This window comes from Ciceribacter thiooxidans, from assembly GCF_014126615.1.
Taxonomy (GTDB): Bacteria; Pseudomonadota; Alphaproteobacteria; order Rhizobiales; family Rhizobiaceae; genus Allorhizobium; species Allorhizobium thiooxidans.
Genome location: NZ_CP059897.1, coordinates 587,260 through 606,963 on the forward strand (window position 1 = coordinate 587,260; position 19,704 = coordinate 606,963).

At 61.5% G+C, this 19,704-nt stretch carries 22 protein-coding genes and 2 pseudogenes; 14 read left to right on the plus strand and 10 right to left on the minus strand.

What is annotated here, in order from left to right:
* Window positions 1-351 precede the first annotated feature (351 nt).
* The 6 genes from H4I97_RS20695 (at window position 352) to H4I97_RS20720 (ending at window position 3,540) form a co-directional block, all read left to right on the plus strand.
* Window positions 352-765: a DUF4437 domain-containing protein gene (locus H4I97_RS20695; protein ID WP_244658890.1), complete on the plus strand. Its 414-nt coding sequence runs from the start codon at window positions 352-354 to the stop codon at window positions 763-765.
* Window positions 762-1,052 (plus strand): SDR family NAD(P)-dependent oxidoreductase, encoded by a 291-nt coding sequence (locus H4I97_RS20700; RefSeq protein WP_182308888.1) that lies wholly within the window; start codon window positions 762-764, stop codon window positions 1,050-1,052. The genes H4I97_RS20695 and H4I97_RS20700 overlap by 4 nt, the downstream gene beginning before the upstream one ends.
* Window positions 1,053-1,238: 186 nt before the next feature.
* On the plus strand, window positions 1,239-1,622 hold the full coding sequence (locus tag H4I97_RS20705; protein ID WP_182308889.1) for a DUF2214 family protein: 384 nt from the start codon (window positions 1,239-1,241) through the stop codon (window positions 1,620-1,622).
* A gap of 259 nt (window positions 1,623-1,881) precedes the next feature.
* On the plus strand, window positions 1,882-2,523 hold the full coding sequence (locus tag H4I97_RS20710) for a dihydrofolate reductase family protein (RefSeq protein ID WP_182308890.1): 642 nt from the start codon (window positions 1,882-1,884) through the stop codon (window positions 2,521-2,523).
* An 8-nt stretch (window positions 2,524-2,531) separates the two neighbouring features.
* Window positions 2,532-3,188, plus strand: coding sequence for a glutathione S-transferase family protein (locus tag H4I97_RS20715; RefSeq protein WP_182308891.1), 657 nt, complete (start codon window positions 2,532-2,534; stop codon window positions 3,186-3,188).
* A 28-nt stretch (window positions 3,189-3,216) separates the two neighbouring features.
* On the plus strand, window positions 3,217-3,540 hold the full coding sequence (locus H4I97_RS20720) for a YciI family protein (protein ID WP_182308892.1): 324 nt from the start codon (window positions 3,217-3,219) through the stop codon (window positions 3,538-3,540).
* A gap of 248 nt (window positions 3,541-3,788) precedes the next feature.
* On the opposite strand, the gene H4I97_RS20725 is transcribed toward H4I97_RS20720, so the two are convergent.
* The 6 genes from H4I97_RS20725 to H4I97_RS20755 form a co-directional block, all read right to left on the minus strand.
* Window positions 3,789-4,400: an ATP-dependent Clp protease proteolytic subunit gene (locus H4I97_RS20725; RefSeq protein WP_182308893.1), complete on the minus strand. Its 612-nt coding sequence runs from the start codon at window positions 4,398-4,400 to the stop codon at window positions 3,789-3,791.
* Between the two features lie 44 nt (window positions 4,401-4,444).
* The gene (locus tag H4I97_RS20730) at window positions 4,445-4,804 is read right to left on the minus strand and encodes an SRPBCC family protein (RefSeq protein ID WP_182308894.1); all 360 of its coding nucleotides are present in this window, start codon (window positions 4,802-4,804) and stop codon (window positions 4,445-4,447) included.
* Window positions 4,801-5,115: an ArsR/SmtB family transcription factor gene (locus H4I97_RS20735; RefSeq protein ID WP_182308895.1), complete on the minus strand. Its 315-nt coding sequence runs from the start codon at window positions 5,113-5,115 to the stop codon at window positions 4,801-4,803. Before H4I97_RS20735 ends, H4I97_RS20730 begins: the two co-directional genes overlap by 4 nt.
* A gap of 36 nt (window positions 5,116-5,151) precedes the next feature.
* A complete protein-coding gene (locus H4I97_RS20740) occupies window positions 5,152-5,469 on the minus strand; it encodes a hypothetical protein (protein WP_182309070.1) in 318 nt (105 codons plus the stop codon).
* A 281-nt stretch (window positions 5,470-5,750) separates the two neighbouring features.
* Window positions 5,751-6,254, minus strand: coding sequence for an SRPBCC family protein (locus H4I97_RS20750; protein ID WP_182308897.1), 504 nt, complete (start codon window positions 6,252-6,254; stop codon window positions 5,751-5,753).
* A complete protein-coding gene (locus tag H4I97_RS20755) occupies window positions 6,238-6,594 on the minus strand; it encodes an ArsR/SmtB family transcription factor (RefSeq protein ID WP_182308898.1) in 357 nt (118 codons plus the stop codon). The genes H4I97_RS20750 and H4I97_RS20755 overlap by 17 nt, the downstream gene beginning before the upstream one ends.
* A 40-nt stretch (window positions 6,595-6,634) precedes the next feature.
* On the opposite strand from H4I97_RS20755, the gene H4I97_RS20760 reads away from it, so the two are divergent.
* The 8 genes and pseudogenes from H4I97_RS20760 (at window position 6,635) to paaZ (ending at window position 14,149) form a co-directional block, all read left to right on the plus strand.
* The gene (locus H4I97_RS20760; RefSeq protein WP_182308899.1) at window positions 6,635-6,874 is read left to right on the plus strand and encodes a hypothetical protein; all 240 of its coding nucleotides are present in this window, start codon (window positions 6,635-6,637) and stop codon (window positions 6,872-6,874) included.
* A 162-nt stretch (window positions 6,875-7,036) separates the two neighbouring features.
* Window positions 7,037-8,242: a 3-oxoadipyl-CoA thiolase gene (gene pcaF, locus H4I97_RS20765; protein ID WP_182308900.1), complete on the plus strand. Its 1,206-nt coding sequence runs from the start codon at window positions 7,037-7,039 to the stop codon at window positions 8,240-8,242.
* 18 nt (window positions 8,243-8,260) lie between these two features.
* Window positions 8,261-9,259, plus strand: coding sequence for a 1,2-phenylacetyl-CoA epoxidase subunit PaaA (gene paaA, locus H4I97_RS20770; RefSeq protein ID WP_182308901.1), 999 nt, complete (start codon window positions 8,261-8,263; stop codon window positions 9,257-9,259).
* Window positions 9,260-9,322: 63 nt separating this feature from the next.
* On the plus strand, window positions 9,323-9,607 hold the full coding sequence (gene paaB / locus H4I97_RS20775; protein WP_182308902.1) for a 1,2-phenylacetyl-CoA epoxidase subunit PaaB: 285 nt from the start codon (window positions 9,323-9,325) through the stop codon (window positions 9,605-9,607).
* Window positions 9,607-10,383, plus strand: a complete 777-nt coding sequence (gene paaC, locus H4I97_RS20780; RefSeq protein WP_182308903.1) for a 1,2-phenylacetyl-CoA epoxidase subunit PaaC — start codon at window positions 9,607-9,609, stop codon at window positions 10,381-10,383. Before paaB ends, paaC begins: the two co-directional genes overlap by 1 nt.
* 10 nt (window positions 10,384-10,393) lie before the next feature.
* Window positions 10,394-10,915 (plus strand): 1,2-phenylacetyl-CoA epoxidase subunit PaaD, encoded by a 522-nt coding sequence (gene paaD / locus H4I97_RS20785; protein WP_182308904.1) that lies wholly within the window; start codon window positions 10,394-10,396, stop codon window positions 10,913-10,915.
* A gap of 20 nt (window positions 10,916-10,935) precedes the next feature.
* Entirely contained in the window at window positions 10,936-12,012 is a 1,077-nt protein-coding gene (paaE, locus tag H4I97_RS20790) for a 1,2-phenylacetyl-CoA epoxidase subunit PaaE (protein WP_182308905.1), read from the plus strand.
* 71 nt (window positions 12,013-12,083) lie between these two features.
* Window positions 12,084-14,149 (plus strand): annotated as a pseudogene (gene paaZ, locus H4I97_RS20795) (phenylacetic acid degradation bifunctional protein PaaZ).
* Here the strand turns inward: paaZ and H4I97_RS20800 are convergent.
* The 4 genes and pseudogenes from H4I97_RS20800 to arcD form a co-directional block, all read right to left on the minus strand.
* Window positions 14,150-15,087, minus strand: a pseudogene (locus tag H4I97_RS20800) (carbamate kinase). It lies immediately after the preceding pseudogene.
* A 1-nt stretch (window position 15,088) separates the two neighbouring features.
* On the minus strand, window positions 15,089-16,090 hold the full coding sequence (argF, locus tag H4I97_RS20805) for an ornithine carbamoyltransferase (protein ID WP_182308906.1): 1,002 nt from the start codon (window positions 16,088-16,090) through the stop codon (window positions 15,089-15,091).
* Window positions 16,091-16,107: 17 nt separating this feature from the next.
* On the minus strand, window positions 16,108-17,340 hold the full coding sequence (locus tag H4I97_RS20810; RefSeq protein ID WP_182308907.1) for an arginine deiminase: 1,233 nt from the start codon (window positions 17,338-17,340) through the stop codon (window positions 16,108-16,110).
* Between the two features lie 25 nt (window positions 17,341-17,365).
* Window positions 17,366-18,835: an arginine-ornithine antiporter gene (gene arcD, locus H4I97_RS20815; RefSeq protein WP_182308908.1), complete on the minus strand. Its 1,470-nt coding sequence runs from the start codon at window positions 18,833-18,835 to the stop codon at window positions 17,366-17,368.
* Window positions 18,836-19,704 lie beyond the last annotated feature (869 nt).

A 19,704-nucleotide genomic window follows, 5' to 3' on the forward strand; every position in this document is an offset into this window, starting at 1 on the left:
GAGGGCCGCCTCCCATGATCTCCTGACGGATCATAGCCGCAATCGCTCAGGGTGCCTAATCCTTCGGCGCATCTCGGACGCCATCCGTAACCACGATCTCCTGCGAAGGCGGGTAGAAGATTTTTTGACGGGCCTGTCACAGCGGTTCCCTCTGTTCCGTCTTATGTGCCGAGGATGGCGCGGCAATCGGAGCAGCTCCAATGGGCTGGACGGTGGAGCGCCGGCAGAACGGGAGGCCATGTCATGGATGTCTTTGGTGTTGGACGTCGGCGAAGCGGCGGGCAGACGGGCCGGGCGGCCGCCCGGTGCCTGCAGGAGCGAACCCCTCGAGGGATCCGGATGCCTGTGCAGATGAAATTCGCCGCGCTCATCGTCTGTCTCGCGCAACCGTCATATGCGCAAGACGACGTCATCGTTCCCTTTCCAGCGGTGCGTTTCGTCGAAGAAGCTCCCGATCAGCCTCAGAGGCTCGGGCCGCTTTGGGGTGTCCGGTCGGAAGGGGCGGCAGGTACCTATCTCAAGGTGCCGGCGGGCTTCGAAGCACCGTTGCACAGCCATACTGCGGACTATCGCGCCATTGTCGTGAAGGGAACGTGGTCGCACTGGGTTCCCGGTGGCGGAGAGGCGCGGGGCGAACCGCTTCCGGTTGGGTCCTACTGGACCCAGACGGCCGACGAGCCGCACAAGGACGCCTGCATCTCCGCTGGAGAATGCATCATCCTGTTAATCAACGACAATCCCTATCTGACGGTGCTCGAGCAATGAAACAGCCGACGGATTTGGAAAAACGGCATCCGCTTGCCGGCAGCGTTGTGGTGATCGTCGGCGGAACGAGCGGCATGGGCCGTGGTGCTGCCGTGAGGTTGGCCGCCCACGGCGCGCAGGTGCTCGCCGTCAGCCGTCGCGCGGTTTCCGGGATCGTTCAGCTCGGTCATGGCAGCATTGAACGTGCCGCGCTCGACATGACCGACGAAGCAGCCGTTCGTGGCTTCCTCGATGGAACCACGACGCTCGATCATCTGCTGGTGACGGCGACGCCGCCGAATTTCTGATGACGACCCCCTATGTCACGGGCGCAGTCCTCGAAATCACCGGCGGCGAACATCTGGTGAGTTGGACTGAATTCCGAATGCGATGCTTTGCAAAAGCACCGGCGGGCGTGCTTTGCACCTCGTCGGCGATTGTCCGGGCATGGCCGAGATCAAGGCGGTATTGCAGAAATCCATCGCGGTGACCCGATGACCACGCTCTTTGCCTTTCTCCACCACGTTGCGGCAGCTCTGCTCATTTCCGCGCTCGCCGTCGAGTTCGCCGGCATTCGCCTTGATCTCACCTTGGCGAGCGCAAAGACCCTGCGGCTCGCCGACGCCACGCTCGGAGCGGCGGCGGCGATGCTCTTGGCGGTCGGCGGGCTCCGCGTCCTACTGTTCGAAATGGGCGCTGGCCCGGTCGATAAGCTGCCGTACGAGCGGCTTGCCGACGGCGCCAGTTGCGCCTGCAACAAAGACTCGCATGATCTGTCTCCTTTGTCCGTGCGGTCGCCGCCGACCTTCTCGCCGCCTTTTTTCCGGGCAGACACCGCGGCAGATGGGAACAAGACGAAACGGACCGGACCGTTGTGACACCGCCCTGCGTGAGAGACGGGGCAAGCGCGTCGGAGCCATGGCTGTCGATTAAGCGAAGGCGGAACCGGCAGGTCGTGGCGGCTGTCAATCACGATAGAAGTGACATTCTGCATCAAAACAATCGAGGAAATGCTGGACCCTTACGGCGAGCCCGACATCTTCAATACATGTACCCCTGTCAGAAAACTGGTTGCAATATGAGATCGGTTATGGGATGACTAGACCAGTTGCGGTTTGCAACCGGATTGAGGAGATCATGTCGAAATTGCGCGTTGCTGCGTTTTCCCTCTCGGTCGACGGGTTCGGTGCTGGTCCTGAGCAGAGCCTGAACGATCCGCTGGGCAAGCGGGGCACCGAACTGCATGAGTGGTTTTTCGCAACGCGGACATTCCGGGCGATGTTCGGCGAGGAGGGCGGATCGGACGGCGTCGATGAAAAATACGCCTCGGCCGGCAACACCGGCTTCGGCGCCTTTATCCTCGGGCGCAACATGTTCGGCCCCGTTCGCGGCGACTGGCCAGATGAGTCATGGAAAGGCTGGTGGGGGAACAACCCGCCTTATCACGCGCCAACCTTCATTCTGACGCACTATCCTCGCGCACCGATCGTCATGGAAGGCGGCACCACCTTTCATTTCGTCACGGGCGGAATTGAAGACGCCCTTGAACAGGCGAAAGCCGCAGCGAAAGGCAAGGATATCAAGATTGGCGGCGGCGTCAGCACGGTGCGCCAATATCTTCAGGCCGGCCTGATCGACGAGATGCACTTCGCCATCGCCCCGGTGGTGCTGGGCAAGGGCGAGGCGATGTTTGCCGGCATCGACCTGCCGTCGCTCGGCTTTCGCATCGCTGCACACGAAGCGACGGAAAAGGCCACACACCTCGTCTTGAGGAAATGAGGTTCGAAATGTCTCTTGTCATGTATATGCACCCGTTCTCGTCCTATTCGCAGAAAGTCAAGACGGCCTTTTATGAAAAGGATCTGGCTTTCGAAGCGAAACTTCTCGACGGCAGCGAACCGGTTGCGAGCGAATTCGCAGCGCTATGGCCGATCAAGCGGTTTCCGGTCCTTCGCCACGGCGAAGACTTCATCTTCGAGGCCACCAGCATTATCGAGTATCTCGACGCGCTGGAACCAGGGGCCGCGCCGCTCATCCCGAACGATGCCGCAACGGCGCAAACGGTGCGCATGTGGGACCGCTTCTTCGACAACTATATCCAGTATCCGCAGCAGCGCATGGTTTACGAAGCGATTGGCCGGGAAAACAGGCAGGAAGGCGGCGACGCGCGGTGGAAGGAAGCGCTCGAAACCGCCTACGCCATTCTCGATGACCGGATGAGGGATCGCGAATGGATTGCCGGCGACGCCTTCAGCCTGGCCGATTGCTCAGCAGCGCCTGCGCTGCTTTATGCGGACTGGAGCCATCCGCTCGGCGAGCGCTTCGAAAACGTCCGCTCCTACCGCTCACGCCTGCTTGCCCGTCCGAGCTATGCGCGGGCGCTCAATGAGGCTCGGCCCTACCGCCATCTCTTCCCGCTCGGGGCCCCAGAGGATCGCGATTGAAAGCGCAATAATTGGAAAGGAAACGACGATGCCGAAATTTCTCACTATCGGATATGGTGACCGGGCAGGCTACGACAGAACACCTGAACAGATCAGAGCCGCAGCCCATGAACAGGATGCGAAGCTGATCGCCGAAGGCGCCATGGTGGGTATCGCGGGCAAGCCCGTGCAGGTTCGAAATCCCAATGCGAGCGGCGTGAAAAGGGTCGCCGGAGCGTTCATGTCCTCGGAGCTTCCGGTTGCGGGTTTTGCAGTGATCGAGGCTGCGGACCTTGATGACGCAATCCAAAAGGTCTCCGGCGTGCCCTGCGCTGTGGCGCACGGCGTCGTCGAGATTTGGCCCATGGAATAATAGCAGACCTACGATCAAAATCGGCTCCAGGGAACCGTTTACATTTGCTCGGCCGATTCAGGGGAGGTGATCCGTGTGGGCACTCAGTACGGCGCGCGCTTCTAGCGAGGCTCCCGGCCCCGCTTTCTGAGCGCCTCGGCCGGAAGGTCTGCCAGGAAGGAGGCGAGCCTTCCATCCGGGTCGAGAGCCGGGCTGTTGCATATCTCAGCCGCACAACTGATTCAAAGCTCGGGATTTGGCGACAGAGATCAAAGAGCGTCGCCGTCTCTCCGAACCTTCAGAATACGGTCGATGAGGCCCCATTCAAGCGCTTCCTCCGCCGTCATGAAGCGGTCGCGGTCCATCCCGCGCTCAAAGTCTTCGTAGGAACGCCCGCAATGCTCCGCGTAGAGCCGCGTCATGCGTTGCTTGGTCTTCAGAATTTCCTCGGCATGAATCAGCATGTCGGAAGCCTGCCCTTGAAAGCCACCGGAGGGTTGGTGAATGAGGATACTGGCATTCGGCAACGCAGATCTTTCGCCGGGTTCGCCTGCCATCAGCAGGAACGATCCCATTGAACGGGCCGTGCCCATGCAAAGTGTGTGAACCGGCGCACGGATGAAGCGCATAGTGTCATACATGGCCAGGCCGCTGGTCACGACGCCGCCCGGCGAGTTGATATAGAGGTTGATGGGCTTTTTTGGGTTTTCCGCTTCCAGAAACAGCAGCTGTGCGCAGACGAGCGCCGAAACGGCATCGTTCACCTCACCGTTGAGAAAGATGATCCGCTCGCGCAGAAGCCGGGAATAGATATCAAAGGACCGCTCCCCACGGCTGGACTGTTCTATGACCATAGGGACGAGTTGCATCGCTTCGCGCATCTGCGATCTCCAGATGTTCAGAATTTTAGCGGGGGCTCGCCGTGTCAGGCGGCGAGCATGAGGGGCGGGCTGTTGCTGTTCGCCGGCGTTCTTGCCCGTCCACAGAGTCTTGCGTCCGTCAGTTCATGCACGACCCGAAGGCAAGTGCCGCCAGTGGCATTCGGGGTGATCGTGAACGTCACGGTGCTTTCCAGGAAAGGCGGGGTATCGTCACGCAGCTTGTAGCGAACTTGCTGGCCGGGGGTGACGGCGATCGCATCGGGGTCAGCCAATGCCTCCTTCGGCAACCATCTTTCCCGAAGCTCGGGCATGGTGACGGCACGCCAGACCTTTTGTGGCGGATCGCCCAAGTCGAACTCCATCGTAATGCCGCTTTGCTGCTCCTTGGTCTTCCCTTCGTTCATTGATCCATGTCCTTCAGCAAGACGTTGAGTGCTGCGATACGCTCTGGCCAATAGGCGCGGTATTTTGCGAGCCACCCGGCGATGAGAGCCAACCCGTCAGGATCGACTTCGTAGTTCACGAAACGCCCCTGGCGCTCTTCCCTCACAAGCCTTGCGCTGCGCAGAACCGCGAGGTGTTGCGACATCGCCGGCTGGCTAATCTCCATGCCCTCGCGCAAGGCGCTGGCGTTCATACTCCCTGCCGCCAACTTCTCAAAGATCGCACGGCGGGTCGGATCTGCCAAAGCTCGGAAGAAGTCATTCTCAGTCATGTGGATACATAAGCACGGACTTATGTGATTCGCAAGCTATTTCGAGGGATCTTTCTGTCGCAGCGGATGACCCAGGTTCAACGACTGGTTCTTCAGGTTCAAGAAACGCAGGAATTTCCGCTTGCGACATCTGTATGGCGGAACATCCCGAGCAGGAGGTGATGACGACTGTTGCTCCCCGAAGCGGGCCAGTCCAGCGGCAGTGGGCTCGTTGATCAGCGTGACGAAGAAGCCGACAACCAGCAGGATCGCCGTTCTGAGCAGTTCGGTCTGGTGGGGAGAGTCCACCGCGCCGGCTGCCGCCGGTTGCGCTTCACGTCCGCCAAGAGGGGAAAGCCGATCCCCCGCCGACAAGGACGCTGGTCATGTTCGCTTCGAGCACCACCACGTCCGAAGGCTGGGACATGAGGCTGTCAGAATAGGTTGAGTATCCGGCACTTTTGAACGCTGAGACCCGATCGAAGATGCGCTGCCAAAGCGCCGCGCAGACGATGGAGACTATGGCGAAAAGTGTCGTCAGAGGGCGTGTACCTCCCCGTCGCGCGTGCCAATTCGAAAGCAGCAGTCCAACGGTCCCGGGAACGATCATCACGAGAACGCCGGGAGGACGACCCTCGCGGGGTGTCGGACCCGCGCTACTCGCCCATGCTGGAAAGCAGGTCGTCTAGCTGTTCCATCTGTTCCGGCAATGCGACCGCCGAGCCCTGCAATGCTTCCTCAAGCGCCTCTTTCGATGGATAGATTTCGTGGAAAGTCAGGAGCGTCTTCCCGCCCTGGTCCTCGAAGGTCACGGTCGTGACCGCACCCTCTTCGCCCTCGTCATTGGTCCAGACGATACGCTCGTTCGGAACGACCTCGAGATACTTGCCATAGAAGGCCATGGTGTCGGAACCGCCGGTGCCGAATTCCAGCCGATATTTGCCGCCGGTGCGGACGTCCATGTCGCACGATGCGAGTGAAAGGCCGGGTACAGATTTAGGCGTCCACCAGCGCTGGAACAGGTCGGGCTGGGTCCACGCTCTGTAAACCGTGCTCGGTGGTGCATTGAATGTCCGCGTTATGACGAGTTCGTGATCGCCTCTGCGCTCGACCGACATGCGGTTCTGCGCACCACCTGCATTGTCAACTTGCTGGTTCATCGCTTCCCTCCCGTTTCATTTCGCTGATGATTTCGTCGAGTGCTTCGAAGCGGGCCTCAAAGAGCCTGCGATGCGCCTCGATCCACTCGGCCTCCGCCTCGAGGCCACGCTTCCCGAGCTTGCAGGTTCTCACCCGCCCGACCTTCTGCGTGACAACGAGCCCCGCTCGCTCGAGGACCTGGACATGCTTCTTCATGCCGGTCAGCGTCATCTGGAATCTATCCGCGAGACTGGTGATCGACGCGTCACCTCGCCCAAGCTGATCGATGATCCCACGGCGGGTCGCATCGGACAGCGCCGCAAACGCAAGATCGAGGGGAGGGCTTAAATACTGAACCATCTAGTTCAGTATTTAAGCTACTTGGGCGGGAAACGCAAGTATGTTCCTCGACGTCGACGAGCGTGGTGAAATCAAAGGCGCCGGTCCTGTATACGCGGCGAGCAGACCGGGATCCCGTTGCAGCCGTGTGACGAGACTTATCGGGAAGCGCTGCAGCCAGACGATGAAGGGCAAAGCTGCTGGCGCCGGCAAAAATGACTTTGCGGGGTTGCTCGGATGCTTGCATCGGCAAATCCGGAAATCGCAGGCGGCCTTTCACAGAGGCGAGCTAAAAACCTGATATGAAATGATTTCTCGCGGGCGAGCACAGATTTGCGACGAAACATCACATGAAAGCCATAAAAAGACTTTTCAATGTGATGTTTAAAGGTTATAGATTGACCGGTCGGTTGGTTAATTTGAATTGACATCGATCGAAGGCGTGTTTGAGGAGGAGCGAACCATGCAGCAAGCCTTTATCTGTGACGCGGTGCGCACGCCCATTGGTCGTTATGCCGGGGCACTTGCGTCCGTCCGGGCAGATGATCTCGCTGCATTGCCGCTCGTGGCCTTGATGGAGCGCAATCCCGGTGTCGACTGGTCCAGTGTCGATGACCTCATTTTTGGTTGCGCAAACCAGGCGGGCGAAGACAACCGTAATGTCGCACGCATGGCCGTTCTCCTGTCGGGCATGCCGATCAACGTGCCCGCAACCACCGTCAATCGCCTCTGCGGCTCGGGCATGGACGCCGTCGGCATGGCCGCACGCGCGATCCGCGGCGGCGACTGCGATCTGGTGATTGCCGGTGGCGTCGAGAGCATGACGCGTGCACCCTTCGTCATGCCGAAGGCTGAAACGGCCTTCTCCCGATCCAATGCGGTCTACGATACGACGATCGGCTGGCGCTTTCCCAATCCGGAACTGAAGAAGAAGTTCGGCACCCATTCCATGCCGGAGACGGCGGACAATGTCGCCGAGCAATATAATATCACCAGAGCGGACCAGGATGCGTTCGCCGCCCGCAGTCAGGCGCGCTGGGCGGCCGCCCAGGCGGCAGGCGTTTTCGCCGAAGAGATTGTACCCGTCACGATCCCGCGGAAGAAGGGTGAGCCGCTGGTCGTCTCGGTCGACGAACATCCGCGCCCCGGCACCACGGCCGAACAACTGTCGAAGCTGAAGGGCGTCAACGGCCCCGATCTCACCGTCACCGCCGGCAACGCTTCGGGCGTCAATGATGGCGCCGCCGCCCTCGTGATCGCCTCGGAGGAAATGGCAAGAGAGCAGGGTCTGGTGCCCCGGGCAAGAGTTGTTGCGATGGCGGCTGCGGGCGTCGAGCCGCGCATCATGGGTGTCGGCCCGGTCCCGGCGGTCCGCAAGGTGCTGGAGCGCGCCGGTCTCACGCTTTCGCAGATGGACCTGATCGAACTCAACGAGGCCTTCGCCGCCCAGGCGCTGGCGGTACTTCGCGAGCTCGGGCTTCCCGACGATGCCGCCCATGTCAATCCGAACGGCGGCGCGATCGCGCTCGGTCACCCGCTCGGCATGTCCGGCGCGCGCCTCGTCACCACTGCCATGTACCAGCTCCACCGCACGGGCGGGCGCTATGCGCTGTGCACGATGTGCATCGGGGTCGGTCAGGGCATCGCCATCATCATCGAACGGATCTGAGCAGGGGAGGAGCCCGCCATGTATGCGCAAATGGTCAAGACCGACAGCGACCGGGTGAAGTCGCTGAACGAAATGTCCGCAGAGGAGCGAGCCTTTCAGGATCGCATCGACCGGGGCGAGAAGATCGAGCCCAAGGAATGGATGCCGGAGAGCTACCGCAAGACGCTGATCCGCCAGATCGGCCAGCACGCGCATTCCGAAATCGTCGGCCAGCTGCCGGAAGGCAACTGGATCACCCGCGCGCCCACGCTCGAGCGCAAGGCGATCCTTCTCGCCAAGGTGCAGGACGAGGCCGGCCACGGTCTCTACCTCTATTCCGCCGCCGAAACGCTTGGCGTCAGCCGCGACGAGCTTCTGGCGCTGCTACACTCCGGCAAGATGAAATATTCGTCGATCTTCAACTACCCGACGCTCAACTGGGCGGATATCGGCGCGGTCGGCTGGCTGGTCGACGGCGCCGCAATCATGAACCAGGTGCAACTGCAGAAGGCCTCCTACGGCCCTTACAGCCGTGCGATGATCCGCATCTGCAAGGAAGAGAGCTTCCACCAGCGCCAGGGCTACGACATCATGATGAAGATGGCCTTCGGCTCCGAAGAGCAGAAGGCGATGGCGCAGGATGCGCTCAATCGCTTCTGGTACCCGGCCCTGATGATGTTTGGTCCCTCCGATAAGGACTCGGTGCATTCCGCCCAGTCGATGCAGTGGAAGATCAAGATCAACACCAATGACGAGCTGCGCCAGAAGTTCGTCGACCAGACGGTGCCGCAGGCCAAGTATCTCGGCCTGACCATCCCGGACGAGAACCTTCGCTGGAACGAGGAGAAGGGTGGCCACGACTTCTCCGAACCCGATTGGGAAGAGTTCTTCAACGTCATCGCCGGCAATGGCCCCTGCAATGCCGAGCGTCTCGGCGCCCGCGTCACCGCCTGGGAAGAAGGTACGTGGTTCCGAGATGGCCTCATGGCCCATGCCGAAAAGCACGAAGCCCGCCGCGCCGGCCGCGCGGCTGCCTGAAGATTCCATACCGGGAGCGGCGCGGTCGCTCCTCCGTCGTCACCTGAACCTGGGAGGAAACCAATGTCCAGCGAATGGCCCCTTTGGGAAGTCTTTATCCGCGGCCAGCATGGCCTCAATCACCGTCATGTCGGCAGCCTGCACGCTCCGGACGCCGAAATGGCAATCCGTAACGCCCGTGACGTCTACACCCGCCGCAACGAAGGCGTGTCGATCTGGGTGGTGAAGTCGGCCGACATCACCGCGTCGTCGCCCTCGGAAAAGGGCCCGTTGTTTGAACCGTCGAATTCCAAGGTCTATCGTCACCCGACCTTCTTCGACATTCCGGCTGACGTGGGGCACATGTGATGGCGACCGCGACCCCGGCGGTCGATCAGGCCGCATTTTTCGAATGGCTCCTGCGCATGGGCGACAATACGCTGATCCTCGGTCACCGCGTGTCCGAGTGGTGCGGCCATTCGCCCGTGCTCGAAGAGGATATCGCGCTTGCCAACACCGCGCTCGACCTGATCGGTCAGACCCAGTTCTGGCTGGGGCTTGCGGGCGAGGTCGAGGGCAAGGGCCGCACGGCTGACAATCTCGCCTATCTGCGCGATGCGGCCGCCTTCCGCAACGTCCTGCTCGTCGAGCGTCCGAACGGCGACTTCGGCAAGACGCTGATGCGGCAGTTCCTGTTCGACGCCTATCATCTCGAAATGCTGCGCGCACTTCTTGCCTCGAGCGATCCGCGTGTGGCGGACATCGCCGGCAAGGCACTGAAGGAAGTCTCCTACCACTTCGAGCGTTCGGCCGACCTCGTCATCCGTCTCGGCGACGGGACCGAGGAAAGCCATCGCCGGATGCAGAAGGCGCTTGACGACCTCTGGCCCTACACCGCCGAAATGTTCCTCGACGATACCGCCGACGAAGCGGTGGCGGCAGCAGGCATCGCGCGGCTGCCTTCGGCGCTCAGGGCGGCCTGGGACAAGTCGGTGGCGGAAGTGCTCACTGAGGCGACGCTCGTTCGCCCCGAAGGCACCTACCAGCACAAGGGCGGCAAGCGCGGGATCCACACCGAGCATCTCGGCTACATTCTCGCCGACATGCAGTTCCTGCAGCGAGCCTATCCGAATTCTGTCTGGTGAGGTTTGTGTCATGGATGCCAGGACATTGCCTAAACCGGAAGAGGTCTGGCGCTGGCTGGGCGAGGTTCCGGATCCGGAAATCCCGGTGATCAGCCTGACTGATCTCGGTATCATCCGGGACGTCGCCTGGGACGGCGACACTCTCGTCGTCGCCGTTACCCCGACCTATTCGGGCTGTCCGGCGACGACGGTGATCAACCTCGACATCGAGGCGGCGCTGCGAGACCACGGCATCGACAAGCTGCGCCTCGAGCGGCGTCTGTCGCCGCCCTGGACGACCGACTGGATCAGCGAAGCCGGGCGCGAAAAGCTTCGCGCTTACGGCATTGCCCCGCCGATCGACGGGACAGCGGCTGACGGGCGATTGACGGCGCGCGCCAGCCGCCTTGCCGGTACGAACCTCGCCGTCGCCTGCCCCCGTTGCGGCTCGACGAGGACCGAGAAGGTGAGTCAGTTCGGCTCGACGCCGTGCAAGGCGAGTTACCGCTGCTCGGACTGTCTGGAACCCTTTGACTATTTCAAGTGCATCTGAGGATGCGGAGGACATAACTCATGGCACGTTTTCATTCCCTGACGGTGACCGATATCCGCCACGAGACCCGTGACGCGGTCGTCGTGACGCTCAAGCCCCGCGAGGAGGATCGTGCGGCCTTCGAGTTCACGCAAGGCCAGTACCTGACCTTCCGTCGCGATTTCGACGGCGAGGAACTGCGTCGGTCCTATTCGATCTGCGCGGGTAAGGACGAGGGTATCCTTCGCGTCGGCATCAAGCGCGTCGACGGCGGTGCCTTCAGCAACTGGGCCAATGCCAACCTGGCACCCGGCGACGTCATCGAGGCCATGCCGCCCATGGGCCGCTTCTTCACGGACATCGATCCGACGACCGAGAAGCACTATCTCGGTTTTGCCGGCGGTTCCGGCATCACGCCGGTTCTCTCGATCGTCAAGACGGTGCTCGCCCGCGAACCGAAGGCTCGCTTCACGCTCGTCTACGCCAACCGCCAGATCAATTCGATCATGTTCCGCGAGGAACTCGAGGATCTGAAGAACACCTATCTCGGCCGCTTCTCGGTGCTGCACATCCTCGAGAGCGAAGCCCAGGAGATCGATCTCTTCACCGGTCGCCTGGACGAGAACAAGCTGGCTGCGCTGTTCCGCACCTGGATTGACCCAAAATCGGTGGATGCCGCCTTCATCTGCGGCCCGGAACCGATGATGCTGACGATCGTCGCCAGCCTGAAGGAGCACGGGCTGAAGGACGAGCAGATCAAGTTCGAGCTCTTTGCCTCCGGTCAGCCGGGCCGCGCCAAGAACCGTGTCGCGTCGGCGAGTGCCGAAGAAGCGGCGGCCGTGGTGGGGACGACAATCACGCTCGACGGCACGACCCGGACCTTCAACATGCCGAAGCACGGGGTCAGCATTCTCGAAGCGGCGATCGCCCAGAGCATGGACGCTCCCTTCTCCTGCAAGGCCGGCGTCTGCTCCACATGCCGGGCGAAGGTCATCGAAGGTGAGGTCGAGATGGACACCAACCATGCGCTCGAAGACTACGAGGTCGAGGCTGGCTACGTGCTGACCTGCCAGTGTCACCCGCTGACCGAGAAGGTCGTGCTCTCCTACGACGAATAGCCACCGGAAAGGGCGGGGCCATTCGTGGCCCCCGACCGCACTGAATAAACCGATCCAGGAAGGATGACTTCATGAATGTTTCGGCTCGCGTTCCGCGCCGTCTCGAAAGCTATGTCTGCGGCCGCTGGACCCCGGCGACAAGCAGGGCGTTCCGCTGCTCGATGCCTCGACGGGTGCCGCAGTCGCATTCATTGACTCGACCGGCATCGATTTCGCCGCCGCCCTTGCCTATGGCCGCGAGGTCGGAGGGCCGAACTTGCGTGCTCTCTCCTTCCACGAACGGGCGCAGATGTTGAAATCACTCGGCCAGGTCCTGATGGACCTGAAGGAGGAATTCTATGCCGAAAGCGCGCTCACGGGTGCGACGCGCGCCGACGGCTGGGTCGACATCGAAGGCGGCATCGGCACAATGCTGTCCTATTCATCGAAAGCCCGTCGCGAGCTGCCGAATACCCGCGTCCTGATCGACGGCGACGTCGAACTGCTCTCGAAGGACAACAGCTTCTCCGCCCAGCACATTCTGACGCCGCTGCACGGGATCGCGGTCCACATCAACGCCTTCAACTTCCCCGTCTGGGGCATGCTCGAAAAGGTCGCCCCGACGCTGATCGCCGGTGTCCCCTCGCTGGTCAAGCCTGCAAGCCAGACCGCTTATCTCACCGAGCTCGTCGTGCGCCGGATCATCGAGACGGGCATCCTGCCGGAAGGTGCGCTGCAGCTGGTTTCCGGTTCCGTCGGCGACCTGCTCGACCACGTCGAAGGCCAGGACGCCGTGACCTTCACCGGCTCGGCCCGGACCGGGCGCAAGCTGAAGTCGCACCCGGCGGTCGTCGCCAACTCCGTGCGCTTTACCATGGAAGCCGACAGCCTCAACGCCTCGGTGCTCGGCCCCGATGCCGGCCAGGGTACGGAGGAGTTTGACCTCTTCGTCAAGGAAGTGGCCCGCGAGATGACCTCGAAGGCCGGGCAAAAATGCACCGCGATCCGCCGCGTGATCGCGCCGCGCGTGCATGTCCAGGCGCTGGTCGCAGCACTCGGCAATCGTCTTGCCAAGACCGCCCTCGGCAATCCTTCCGACGAGGGCGTGCGGATGGGACCGCTCGCAAGCCTCGCCCAGCGCGACGAGGTTCGCGAGCGTATCCGCGACCTGACCGTCGATGCCGAGATCGTCTCCGGCGATCCCGACAATGTCCGCGTCTTGTCCGGCGACGCCGAAAAGGGCGCCTTCCTCAATCCGGTGCTTCTCTATTGCGACAACCCGTTTTCGGCTTCCGCCGTCCACGACGTCGAGGCCTTCGGGCCGGTTTCCACCGTCATGCCCTATGACGGCATCGAGGAAGCGATCGCACTGACCCACAAGGGCAAGGGATCGCTTGCGGCTTCCGTCTTCACCAATGATCCGAGGATCGCCGAGGAAATGGTGATCGGCATGGCGCCCTATCATGGCCGCATCCTGATCGGAAACCGGGCCTCGGCGAAAACCTCGACGGGCCACGGGTCGCCACTCGCCGGCCTCGTGCATGGCGGGCCGGGGCGCGCCGGCGGCGGCGAGGAGCTCGGCGGCATGCGAGGCGTCAAGCATTACATGCAGCGCACCGCAGTGCAGGGCACGCCACGGCTTCTTTCGGCCGTCACCGGCCGCTGGATGGAGGGCGCAGGCGCCGGAGACACGAGTGTCCATCCCTTCCGCAAGTCACTCGCCGAACTGAAGATCGGCGACCAGCTCGTGACGGCCACGCGGACAGTGACGCTCGAGGACATCGAGCACTTTGCCCATTTCACAGGTGACACCTTTTACGCGCATATGGACGAGGCCGCGGCCAAGGCCAATCCCTTCTTTGACGGGCGCGTGGCGCACGGCTACCTGATCGTCTCCTTCGCGGCTGGCCTGTTCGTCGATCCGGATCCCGGCCCGGTCCTTGCCAATTACGGCGTCGACAACCTGCGCTTCCTGACCCCCGTCAATCCAGGCGATACGCTGCAGGTCCGGCTCACCTGCAAGGAGATCAATCCGCGCGCCAGGGCCGATCACGGCGAAGTGCGGTGGGATTGCCAGGTGACGAACCAGAACAGCGCAGTCGTCGCACAGTACGATGTCCTGACCATGGTCGCCAAGACGTTTAGAAAGCCGTCCTGATCATCGCCGGATCGACGGATCAACTTGTCCGATGGCCTTCTCGATCCGCGTGCCTGCGCGGCCGGCCAGTATGGCGATGGCATCTTCCAGCCGGCCGATTCCGGCGAACGCGCCGGTCTCGGCGAAGTCACCCGCAGCGGTGATCTTCGGTCCCATTGACCCTGCAGGCGCGCCAAAGACCCGGGCCACCTCCGGGGACATTCGGGAAATCGGCTCGGCGCCCTCGCCGCCGAAGCCACGGTAGACTGCATCGACGTCGGTCAGCAACAACAAGGCATCGGCACCGAGCTGGTGCGCCAGCAAGGCGCTGGCGGCATCCTTGTCGATCACGGCTTCGATGCCGATTAGCGTGCCGTCGTCGCGCCGCACCACTGGAATGCCACCGCCCCGGTGCAAACCACGACCACGCCATGGTCCAGTAGAAGCCTTATGATTCTAAAGTCGGGAATTTCGACCGGCCTGGGCGATGCCACGACCCGGCGCCATTTGTCACCATCGGCGGCGATCGCCCATCCCGCGACCTCGGCCCGCGTCTCTGCTTCGGCCCGTTCGTAGACCGGTCCGACGAATTTGCTCGGCTTTTCGAAGGCGGGGTCGTACCGATCCACTACCACCTGGGTCAGCAAAGTTGCGACCGGCCGCACATGATCGAGCGCATTCTCGAGTTCCTGTTCGATCATGTAACCGATCATGCCCTCGGTTTCCGCCCCGAGAACGTCAAGCGGATAGGCCTCGTTGGGCTTGTATGCGGCGCTCTGCAAGGCCAGAAGACCGACCTGGGGACCATTGCCATGGGTGACGACCAGGTTGTGACCGGCCTTGACCACCGCAGCCAGCGACTGGGTCGCGACCCGCACGTTCTCCCGCTGCGCCTCGGCAGTCAGCGGCTCGCCCCTTTTCAGCAGGGCATTCCCGCCCAATGCCGCAACCACGAGCATCTCAGGCTCCCAGGGTGGCGACAAGCACCGCCTTGATCGTATGCAGTCGGTTCTCGGCCTGATCGAATACGATCGATGCCGGGCTTTCGAAAACCTCTTCGGTCACTTCCATCGCGTCGAGACCGAACTCGGCCTTGATGTCGGCTCCGACGCTCGTCTCCGTATTGTGGAAGGCGGGCAGGCAATGCATGAAACGCACGCGCGCATTCCCCGTTCTGGCCATTAGCGCCGCATTCACTTGGTAGGGCGTGAGCAGCTTGATGCGCTCAGCCCATTTTTCCTTCGCCTCGCCCATCGACACCCAGACGTCGGTATAGACGAAATCGACCCCTTTCACAGCGGCATCGATATCCTCGGTGATCATGATCCGCGCGCCGGTCTCGGCGGCAATCCCTTGCGCCTCGTCCTGGATTTCCTGCAAGGGCCAGCAGGCTTTCGGGGCGCAGAGCCTCACATCCATACCCATCTTGGCCCCGCCGATCAGCAGGCTGTCGCCCATGTTGTTGCCGGCATCGCCCATGAAAACATAGGATACCTGGTGCAGCGGCATTTCGACATGCTCCTGCATCGTCAGGAAGTCGGCGAGGATCTGCGTGGGGTGGAACTCGTTGGTCAGGCCGTTATAGACCGGCACGCCGGAATACCTGGCCAGTTGTTCGACGATCTCCTGGCCGAAGCCGCGATATTCGATCGCATCATAGATCCGCCCGAGAACCCGGGCAGTGTCCTTCACCGATTCCTTATGGCCGATATGACTTCCGGTCGGCCCCAGATACGTGACCCGCGCGCCCTGGTCGTAGGCAGCGACCTCAAACCCGACGCGAGTGCGGGTCGAATCCTTTTCAAAGATCAGGACGATATCCTTGCCCTGCAGTTTCGGAACCTCGGTTCCTGCGTATTTGGCGGTCTTCAGGTCGACGGCGAGTTTCAGCAGGAAGGCAATCTCGCGCGGCGTGTAGTCGCGAAGCGTGAGGAAGCTTCGATTTTTCAGGTTGAAGGCCATGGTGACTCCCCTTGAAATCAGATCGCATCGCGGATGGTCGGGCAGCTCATGCAATGTCCACCGCCCCGGCCGCGTCCAAGCTCGGCGCCCGGAATAGCCAGGACCTCAATGCCCACAGCCTTCAGTGCGGCGTTGGTATCGTCGTTGCGGTCGTATCCGACCACCACGCCGGGACGCAACGCCAGTACGTTGTTGCCGTCGTTCCATTGCTCGCGCGCACGTTCTTCGTCGGTGTTACCGCCGGTGGGCACGATTTGAAGCGTCTTATAGCCCAGAACCTCGGCCACGATATCGAAGATCGGACGCGGATCGTGGCGGAAGGACAGCGGCGCCTTGCCTTCCGCCGGCCGTATGTCATAGCAGACCAGTTCGTCCGCAACCTCTTTGAATGTCGTCACCACGTCGCCGCCGCACAGGGTGAACACCGTGTCCAGGTGCATTGCAGCGCGCGACCTCGGAATCCGGAAGGCAAGCACGCGATCGACGACCCCCTTGGCAAACAGTGCCTCTGCTAGTTGGCCGATCCCCTGCGGAGACGAGCGTTCGCCCATGCCAACCAGCACGGTGCGGTTACCGACAGGCATCACATCGCCGCCTTCCAATGTCGCCAACCCGTGCTCCTTGGTCGGGTCGCCCCAATGAATCTCGACCTTGCCGGCAAACTTCGGATGGAATTTATATATCGCGGCATTGAGCAGCGTTTCCGGCCGACGAGCGGCCCAGTACATCGGGTTGACCGTTACACCGCCGTAGATCCAGCTGGAGTTATCGCGGGTGAAGAGCGCGTTGGGCAAGGGCGGCAGGATCAGGCCGTGATGGCCGAGATAGCTTCCGAACAGGCCGGTCGGCTTGAACGGAAGATCATCCGCCGCCAGCCCACCAATCAGATACTCGGCCAGTTTGGCGCCGGGTAGTTCGTCCATCCACGCGCGCAGTTCCTCCATCATACCCACGCCGACCTGATCCGCGTTGACGCGTTGGTCAAGCACCCAGGCCCGACCATCTTTCAGATTCAGCGTTTCGGCGAGTAGCACGTTGACGTCGAGCACCTCGACGCCATCGTCGCGCATCACGCGTGAAAAGACGTCATGGTCCTTCTGCGCCTGCTTGACCCAGAACACGTCATCGAACAGTAGCTCTTGGCAGTTGGAAGGCGTGAGACGTCGATGGGCAAGACCGGGGCGGCAGACGATCACCTGCCGCAGCTTTCCCGTTTCGGAATGGACGCCAAGTTGCGGGATTGCGTTCATTGTCATGTTCCCACGCTTGAGACGATTACAGGGCGCTGATCGCGCCGGTCCACATCAGATAGCCGGCAATGGCCGCCGCGACCGCGATTCCGAGGCCGATGAGCGCCTCAATGCCGGAGAAGGCCTTCTCACCGCGTGCATGCCGCGCCCACCAATAGACAGGAATGCCAACAACATAGAGCAGCGCGCACATGAAGAGGTAATTGGGACCTGCCGCATAAATTAGCCATGCACCGTAGACGGTCGCCAGCGCACCGGTGAACATGTCGCGTCCTCGACGCTCGCCTTCTCTGTACTCTTCGCCGCTAAGGGCCAGCTTGAAGGCATAGGCGCCGGAGAGCACATAAGGCACCAGAATGGCGGTCGAGGCGATATAGAACAGCGCGAGATAGGTCGAGTTTGCGTAAAGCGTGACGATCAGGAACATCTGCACAAAGATGTTGGTGATCCACAGCGAGCCCGCGGGCGCCCCATTCTTGTTCTCGGTTGCAAATACCGCCGGCAACATGCCTTCTTTCGCCGCGCGATAGGGGATTTCGGCCGCAAACACGGTCCAGCTCAGGAATGCACCTGCAACCGAAATGACGAGCCCGATGCGCACGACGACCGAGCCCCAAGGACCGACGGCCTGTTCGAGCACACTGGCCATGGACGCCGCGGCCGGCAATGCAGCCAATTCCGGCTGAGTCATGACGCCAAAGGAAAGAAGCGAGACAAGCAGGTAGGCAGCCAAGGCAATGATAAAGCCGATGATGGTGGCGCGTCCAATATCCGCGCGCTTTGCTGCGCGGCCCGAAACGACGCTGGCGCCTTCAATGCCGATGAAGACCCAAAGCGTGACCAGCATGGTGCTTTTGACCTGCGTCATGACGCTGCCCAGATCCGGTGTTTGCGCGCCCCAGAAGTCGAGGCTGAATTTCGGGAGATTGAACGCGACCGCGACCAGAAGGATGAAGAGCAGGATCGGAAGCAGCTTGGCGGTCGTGGTGATGACGTTAATGATCGCAGCCTCCCGGATACCCATGAGGACGAGCGCATGGGTACCCCAAAGGACAATCGATGCCCCGATGATCGCTTGGGTCGTATTCCCCTCGGCACCGAAGGCAGGATAGAAATAGCTGAGGGCACCGAAGATCAAGACGACATAGGAGACGTTTCCGATCCACGCGCTAAGCCAGTATCCCCAGGCGCTATTGAAGCCGATGAAGTCGCCGAAGCCTGCACGGGCATAGGAGTAAGGGCCGGCATCGAGCGCCGGCTTGCGCGTCGACAAGCCCTGGTAGACGAAGGCCAAGGCGAGCATGCCTATGCCCGTGACCAGCCAGCCGATGATGACGGCCCCCGGAGAAGCGCCCTTGGCCATGTTCTGCGGCAGGCTGAAGACGCCACCGCCAATCATCGAGCCGACGACAAGAGCCACAAGCGGCACAAGGCCAAGCTTGCCGGATGCTTTTTCGGTAGTGGTGGAGGGAGCTGCAACATTCGCCGTAACCATGTTCGTGTTCCTTCGCTTGAAGAATGTGACGGTAGTACGCGATGCAATCCAGAGTAGCTTCAACCGTATCGATAGAGTGCGTCCCGCGCTTGCGGCTCCGCCCTATGGTTTCACTTTGGCTAATGTAGTCTAATCGCAAGCCACCCGAGCGGCTTGATGCATATCAAGACGCGGGAACGATTCGCGGCAGGCGCCCTGATTCTTGGCGCGTCCTACACGAGGCGTTCCCAGATCGGCTTATCGAATATTGGGAAATACTCAGCGCCCCTTCGGGATTTCGCATGGCTATTTCTCCCCGGCGTGGGGTCTTCCTTGTGAAATTCGCGGCAGAACAGACAGGCGGATCGGCGCCAGGTTTTTGCTTCGTCAGGGGCGCATTCCATTCTCGCCGGCCCGCTTAGATGTGCTTTAGTTGTCGTGGCCGTCAATGTCGCTTTGGTCTCCATGTTGACAATGGAGGAGATGAACCATGACTGAAAAGGCACATTCGAGGACGTCGAGGAATTCTGCGAAAGCCCGTAGCAAGAAGCCGGTGGGGATCCTGACGACGTTCCCCATCAACCGCGACCCGATTGAAGCGCTTTCCGGTTTCAAGCTGCTTGCAGGCGCTGAGGTCGCGATCGTGTCATCGAGTCCGTCCGACAAATCAGTACGTAGTCCGCGGTCGTGCCTCGCGTCTCACGGAGGTGCATTGCCGCCGTCCAGCTCTTATCCGCAATGTACAAAATTCTGGCCGCGAACCGCCCTTACGGCCATTCAAATGAGCAAAACTTGACTGGACGCCGGTCCTACGTCAAGAATGTACAAAATTCTGCGCATGAGGACGCCTCATGCCCACTCAAATGAACAAAACGGGTGTAGCTGTGCCG